Genomic DNA, 6706 nt, shown 5'->3' with positions numbered 1-6706 from the left:
TGCTGGGGGAGTAATGTCGTAGACTTTGAGCGTATCGCGCTGAATTACTTCTTGTGAAGTGACTGATACCTTCTCAACAATGACTCGTAATTCGTACTCCAACGGATGACTCCCTAAATGCTACCAGGTGGGAGTTTATCATCTATTGCCTAAAGCTGCAATATATTTACGCTTCCGTCAAGACTTAGGAGCAGTGGAGCTGATTAGTGATCGGGGTGCTGAAAATGACGTGGAAGCTGGAAGAATCCGCGAGGCCATAGAGAAAGTGAGTTATGAATGGGCCTCATTCCCTCCGGGACGTTATGACCAAAACTTCAAGTCTTATGATGAACTTCTTTCTTTCTACCAACAGCAACTGGACATTTATAGTTAATTGCTTTAGGCATAGTTGAAAGTAGTGTTAATTCCAAACTAAAACTTAAATACTACTTTCAACATGCCTCAGTTACCCAGATTAAGCCTAAGAGTCTCAATCGAGTGTTAATGCTCTATAGCATTGCACAACTTATATAAGTTCAGGATCCAAGAACTTCGAGAACTTATAAATCGAAGAAATCAATAAATCATTGCTTAGTTCTAAGAGATAAACCTCTAGAGATGATTTTTGATTAATTCTCTGAAACAGTAATTTTTTGCATGCATCCATTTTATAGGGAGGATAAATAATGAAACCTCAAGGGCAGTATTTAACACCTACCCAACATAAGTCTTTACTTAGAAGTCTAGATGATGATTTACGACTTGAGTATCGACGTCGGATCGAAATTATGTTGTTGGCAGATGAGGGGAAATCCCAAACGCAAATTTGCAAAGAATTGGGCTGCTCTCAGGAAACAGCTCGGCACTGGATGACGATGGTACAAATAGGTCAATCTCATTTATGGAATGGACGACCGATGGGCCGTCCGAAAAAGATTAATGAAGAATATCTCAATCGATTACAAGAACTCGTGAGCCACAGCCCTCGACAATATGGTTATCCTTTTCAACGCTGGACAGGTCAATGGTTAAGTAAGCATCTAGAAAAAGAACTGGATAGAAGAGTTAGTGCTTGTCATGTAAATCGGTTACTCAAGTATATGAATTTATCGACAAGATAAAAATAAAATCGATTATTCCATAGGAAATTAATTACAAGTTTTAATTTTTTAAAAACACAATTCGACCTATTTTACACAATTAAAATTTCAAATACTATTGATCTAATTGATTATATTTATTAGAATTCAGCTAGAAACTAATTCAATGAATACTTGTCTAAAAAATGACCCAAGATTCAGGCGGCAACAAATGATTCATTGAAAAATCATTTTTTTGGAGTTATAAATACCCATGAGTAAATTATTTTCTATGATGAATAATGAGCAAGCAGAATCATACAACGGTGGAGGATTACTATTTGAATCCACAATAGATTTTGATATAAATATGTATTCAAGAAATTTTAGAAATGAGAGAGGTGAAAAAATTGAAATTGACACAAATACTCATGCTGAAGGAGCAATAAATAATGCTAACAAGAACTACACTATTACTCTTGAACGTAGACAATTTGGCTTTTGGCTCGAGGAACAATCAAGGGTAACCGCTATAGATGGACAAGCAAATATAACTTTTAGTGGTTTGGATAACAATAGTCCTTATCGTCTTAGATTCAGCGATAAGGGTTTTGCAGATTTCAAAAAAATTGTTGGTTCAATAGCTGTTTATGACTAGAAATAAGATTGACAAAGACATTTCAAGTGATTGAGTTAGTTCATTCATTTCTACTCTAATTCCTAGTTGAGGAATATTAACTTTCAGATCTATAAAGTCCTTGAATTTAAAGCTTCATAGGCTGATTAGAAGTCTTTAGAGAGCCTTTTTACATAAGGTTTTCAAAAGACTTCTAATTATTCAAACTAAAATCCATATTAGTAAAGATTTTGGAAAACTTTTTAAATAGCATCTAATACTTATAAGCAAGAATAATTGTAAATTGTAATATAAAATATTGATTTTTTAGTTCTGAAATTAAAACATATTTCACCTAATTATGCGAATAATAATAGCTTAAACTCTTGATTTTTTTGAATTTAAATTTCAATATTGAATCAAAGCTTAGTTGATTAAAGCTAAACTTTCCTTGTAAGCTAAGAGGCATGAATATGACTACAACACAAATTAATATTAATGAGATACTATTCGCTGATTTAACACTTGAGTCAGCAGAAAATTTTCAAGGTGGTGGAATGATAAATGATAAATTTGTTCAGTTTACTAAAGGACCCGAGGTTCTCCAAGATTCTGGCGGTTTTAATAGTACTATACTCACTGGCCCAGTAGGTGGAACAATTAGTCTAAGCACTTCATTTAGTTCTTCTGCAGGAAATAATGAATTCCGAGCAACTATTAAAAATATGGACACCAAAGCTACAAATACCAAAGTCGTAAACTTTGGAGACGATATAACAACATGGACAGGTTTAAGAGGAGACAAATATCAGATTTTTCTTGCAGATATTGAAAGTGATATCAACACTGGCTCTGCTATAGCTACGTTTGTCTAGTATATTTTTTGAGTCATAAAATGCTTCAAGATTACAATCATTAATACTTTTATATAGTTAATGATGTAATTTTGAAGCATTTAAAAGTGTAATTCTTAATATCATTCATGATGGAGATAGGGATAAGAAATATAAAATTTGCCTTTGCTTTCTTACAGCATTTTACTCAATGATGAAATATCAAATCGTCATACAACACAGTGAAGAAGACTGTGGTGCGGCTTGCCTTGCCACTATTGCTAAATACTATGGACGCACCTTTACTATTGCTCGTGTTCGTGAAGCTGTGGGCACTGGCGCACGAGGTACCTCTTTACTTGGTATATATCGCGGGGCAGAAATACTAGGCTTTCATGCTCGACAAGTTAAAGCCTCTTCTCAACTACTTGACCAACTACATGAAGCCCCATTACCAGCAATCATTCACTGGAAGGGTTCCCACTGGGTCGTTCTATACGGACAAAAACGAAACCAATATGTCATTTCCGACCCTGCAGTAGGCCTACGTTATCTTTCCCGACAGGAGCTAATGCAAGGCTGGGGTAATGGCGTCATGCTATTACTCACCCCCGACGAAACCCGTTTCTACCAACAAGAAAACGATCAAGTCGGTGGCTTTGGACGTTATCTACAGCGGGTGTGGCCCTACCGCTGGCTTCTAGCTCAAGCGATTTCGATCAACTTTGCTATTGGCCTGCTCTCATTGGCCTCTCCCATGATGATGCAACTGTTAACCGATGATGTACTAGTCCGTGGAGACACTCAACTCCTAGCGACTCTGGCCATTGGTGTCCTCGCTCTCAGTATGATCCAAAGTGTCATTAATTTAGTGCAGTCGCACTTAGTCGGACATTTTGGCCAACGCTTACAGCTAGGACTGATCCTAGAATATGGGCGCAAACTCCTACACTTGCCACTCTCCTACTTTGAAGGTCGTCGTAGCGGAGAAGTTGTTAGCCGCATCTCTGACGTCAATGCCATTAACACCCTGGTGTCCCAAATCGTCTTGGGCCTACCCAGCCAATTTTTTATTGCCATAGCTTCCCTAATCTTAATGCTGCTATACAGTTGGCAGCTTACCCTCGCCTCCATAGCAGCCTTTATTGTCGTCACCCTGGTCAATCTAACCTTCCTACCCGCCCTGCGCCAAAAAACACGCAATATGATTGTCCTAGGCACAGAGAACCAAGGCTTTCTTGTAGAGACCTTTCGCGGCACTCAAATCCTAAAAACTACTCAAGCCACCCCCCAAGCCTGGCAGGAATATCAAAGCAATTATGGCCAGCTTGCCAACCTAGGTTGGAAAACCATGAAGCTGGGGCTATACAGCAGTACCATCACTGGCTTTCTATCCACCTTTACCTCCATTGGTATCCTGTGGCTCGGCAGTTCCTTGGTGATCAATAAAACCCTATCTCTAGGACAGTTAATGGCCTATCACGGTATGAGTCGTAACTTCCTAGGATTTTTAGGATCATTGATTGGTCTAGTGGATGAATTTGTCACTGCTCAGGTGGTGATCCAACGGCTAACCGAAGTCATCGACGCCACTCCAGAAGATGCCAAGGACGCCAAAAAGCCCTGGGAAGAAATCCGAGGCAATGCTGATATCACCTGCACTGATCTAGTGTTCCATCATGCCGGACGGGTTGATCTACTGGATAATTTTTCCCTCTCCATTCCGGGTGGCCAAACTACCGCTCTGATTGGTCCCTCTGGCTGTGGCAAAAGCACCTTAGCTAAAGTGCTCGCAGGCTTATACACCATTCAATCTGGGAATATCCGCTATGGACTCTACAACCAAGAGGACTTATCCCTGGAATGCCTCAGACAGCAGGTGGTTTTAGTGCCCCAAGACCCCCACTTCTGGAGTCGGTCCATTTTAGAAAACTTCCGCTTTAGCTATCCAGACATCACCTTTGCGCAAATTGTTCAGGCTTGCCAAATTGTGGGGGCAGACGAGTTTATTAGCCAATTGCCCGATAAATACCAGACTGTTCTGGGTGAATTTGGCGCGAATCTGTCCGGTGGTCAAAAGCAACGTTTAGCGATCGCTAGGGCAATCGTCACCGACCCACCTGTCCTGATTATGGATGAGTCTACAGGTGCCCTAGATCCGGTGAGTGAAGCCCAGGTGCTTAAAAACCTGCTCACTCAACGACAGGGTAAAACCACCCTTATAATTAGTCATCGGCCCAAAGTCATTAGCTGTGCCGACTGGATCGTGATGTTGGACCAGGGAACGCTAGCCATTCAAGGAACCCCTCTAGAGTTAAGTCGCCGAGACGGAAATCATCTTGACTTTCTAGAAGGTGGGATGGTTCAACCTCAGCAACTTGCCCTCACTAATGGTCACGCCAAATTCCTATAGCTGAGGCAACACTCGTAACCAGCCAGACCAATAATCCTCTAGAGAATCGTAATCATCATGGTGAGTCCTTCAACCTCGAACCCTGACTTCTTGCCCCCTATCCGCACCAATGAATTTCTGCCTCCCATTGAAAATTGGGTGATTTTTGGCGGATTATCCATCGTCTGTGTAATTGGTCTCGCCCTGCCGGTTAGCTCTATTGTTAAGTATAAAGAGATTGTTAAATCCCAGGCTTATATTCGGCCGACGGGAGAGTTGCGAACGGTGCAATCTCCCATCGAAGGCCAAGTCCAAACTATTGTTGCTAAAGAAAATCAAGCGGTTCAAAAAGGCGATATTTTAGCCACCTTAAAATCAGACCACTGGCAGCTCAAACAGACTCAACTGAACAATAATATTCAGCAGTTGCAGCTACAGAACAGTCAAATTAATACCCAGCTATTGGCTCTGGATCGACAAATCAGCGCTGAACAGTATCGCATTCGGCATGCTGTGGATTCCGCTCAAGCCGAACTCGCCTATCAACATCGTATGTTCAGGGATAAAACTATTACCAGTACTGCCAAACTTAAAGAAGCGCAGGCTAATATCAAGTCAGAACAAGCGGCTCTCCAAGCGGCACAAGATCGATATATAAGATATCAAGCCGTCTCTGCTGCCTTATCAAAAAACGAATTAGAAGAAGCAGCCTTAGGCCTTCAACAACAACAGCAAGCAGTGTCTGCAGCAAAGGCAACATTGCAGGCTACCTTTGCTGCTCTTAATCCCAGTGAAGCGGAAATGGCAATGGCCAAAGAAAAAATTCTACAAGAAAATGCGATTGGCCAAGCCGCTTTATCAAAACTGATGCAAGAAAAACAAGCCTTGGGACAGCAACGGACCGAAATTAATAAGCAGTTGCATCAAAATCGGGCTGAACTACAGCAAGTAAGGCTTAATCTCAACCAGACCAAAATTGCAGCCACCGCCAATGGTATTATTGCCCAGCTAAATCTTCGCAATCCTGGGCAAACGATTGGTCCTGGCGTAGAAATCGCTCAAATTGCCCCTGATGATGTTCCTTTAGAAGTCCAAGCCACTGTTTCTCCTCCAGACATTAGTAAGGTCAAGCTGGGTCAGTCTGTGAGCATGAGAATCTCAGCTTGTGCCTATCCCGACTACGGTACGCTGACAGGAACAGTTAGCCAAATCTCTAAAGATACAACCAAGCCAACCCAAAAGCGCTCAAATAGTAATCCAAGGGTTGAAGAGAATAGCACTGCTCCTGCCTTTTATAAAGTCATGATTAAGCCTAATCAAACCTATTTAAAGCAGGGAAAAAACCGATGCCAGATTGGGTTAGGGATGGAAGGACGAGCTGATATTGTGACCCGAGAGGAAACAGTCTTTAACTTCTTCCTTAGAAAAGCAAGATTGATGGCTGATATTTGACTGCTTGGGCAAGATGGCTTGGATCAAAACCGGGTAACACTGTCAGGGGCGATCAAGTTAACCTGAAGGCTTGTGGTTTCCTCCTTTGAACTGATCTTCAAGCATAATTTCAACCCATGCTGTTGCAGCCAGCCTTCCTACAAAAATCTACCATCTGTAAATTTTTCCGGGTTTTCTTACCCTACATTGGTTTGACGGAAACAGAGCTACTGCCATTTACGTATTTGGTTTAAGTTTTCCGCCTGTGTTTCTTTGAGTACGGAAACAGCCGTTGACGAACACTAAAGCAAACTTCTCAATAGATTGGATCTCCATACCCCCATCTGAATCAGATCTCCGATATACCCAAATCCCC

6 protein-coding genes are annotated in these 6706 nt (G+C 41.4%); all 6 read left to right on the top strand.

The window, feature by feature from the left end; genetic code table 11:
• Positions 1–145 precede the first annotated feature (145 nt).
• The 6 genes from Q0986_RS06605 (at position 146) to Q0986_RS06580 (ending at position 6351) form a co-directional block, all read left to right on the top strand.
• The gene (locus Q0986_RS06605; protein ID WP_299406413.1) at positions 146–373 is read left to right on the top strand and encodes a hypothetical protein; all 228 of its coding nucleotides are present in this window, start codon (positions 146–148) and stop codon (positions 371–373) included.
• A gap of 292 nt (positions 374–665) precedes the next feature.
• Positions 666–1100 (top strand): helix-turn-helix domain-containing protein, encoded by a 435-nt coding sequence (locus tag Q0986_RS06600; RefSeq protein WP_299406408.1) that lies wholly within the window; start codon positions 666–668, stop codon positions 1098–1100.
• Between the two features lie 232 nt (positions 1101–1332).
• Positions 1333–1716, top strand: coding sequence for a hypothetical protein (locus tag Q0986_RS06595; RefSeq protein ID WP_299406403.1), 384 nt, complete (start codon positions 1333–1335; stop codon positions 1714–1716).
• Positions 1717–2147: 431 nt separating this feature from the next.
• A complete protein-coding gene (locus Q0986_RS06590) occupies positions 2148–2549 on the top strand; it encodes a hypothetical protein (protein ID WP_299406398.1) in 402 nt (133 codons plus the stop codon).
• 172 nt (positions 2550–2721) lie between these two features.
• A complete protein-coding gene (locus Q0986_RS06585; RefSeq protein ID WP_366918532.1) occupies positions 2722–4920 on the top strand; it encodes a peptidase domain-containing ABC transporter in 2199 nt (732 codons plus the stop codon).
• Positions 4921–4977: 57 nt separating this feature from the next.
• Positions 4978–6351: an HlyD family efflux transporter periplasmic adaptor subunit gene (locus Q0986_RS06580; RefSeq protein ID WP_299406390.1), complete on the top strand. Its 1374-nt coding sequence runs from the start codon at positions 4978–4980 to the stop codon at positions 6349–6351.
• Positions 6352–6706: the final 355 nt, after the last annotated feature.

Source organism: Acaryochloris sp. IP29b_bin.148 (genome assembly GCF_028285565.1).
Taxonomy (GTDB): Bacteria; Cyanobacteriota; Cyanobacteriia; order Thermosynechococcales; family Thermosynechococcaceae; genus Acaryochloris.
Note: the sequence above shows the minus strand (reverse complement) of the source record. Positions and strands in the feature narration are given on the sequence as shown.

Coding starts and splice junctions, on each gene's coding strand:
- Q0986_RS06600 (WP_299406408.1), top strand. CDS start 666: ATGAAACCTCAAGGGCAGTATTTAACACCTACCCAACATAAGTCTTTA.
- Q0986_RS06595 (WP_299406403.1), top strand. CDS start 1,333: ATGAGTAAATTATTTTCTATGATGAATAATGAGCAAGCAGAATCATAC.
- Q0986_RS06590 (WP_299406398.1), top strand. CDS start 2,148: ATGACTACAACACAAATTAATATTAATGAGATACTATTCGCTGATTTA.
- Q0986_RS06585 (WP_366918532.1), top strand. CDS start 2,722: ATGAAATATCAAATCGTCATACAACACAGTGAAGAAGACTGTGGTGCG.
- Q0986_RS06580 (WP_299406390.1), top strand. CDS start 4,978: ATGGTGAGTCCTTCAACCTCGAACCCTGACTTCTTGCCCCCTATCCGC.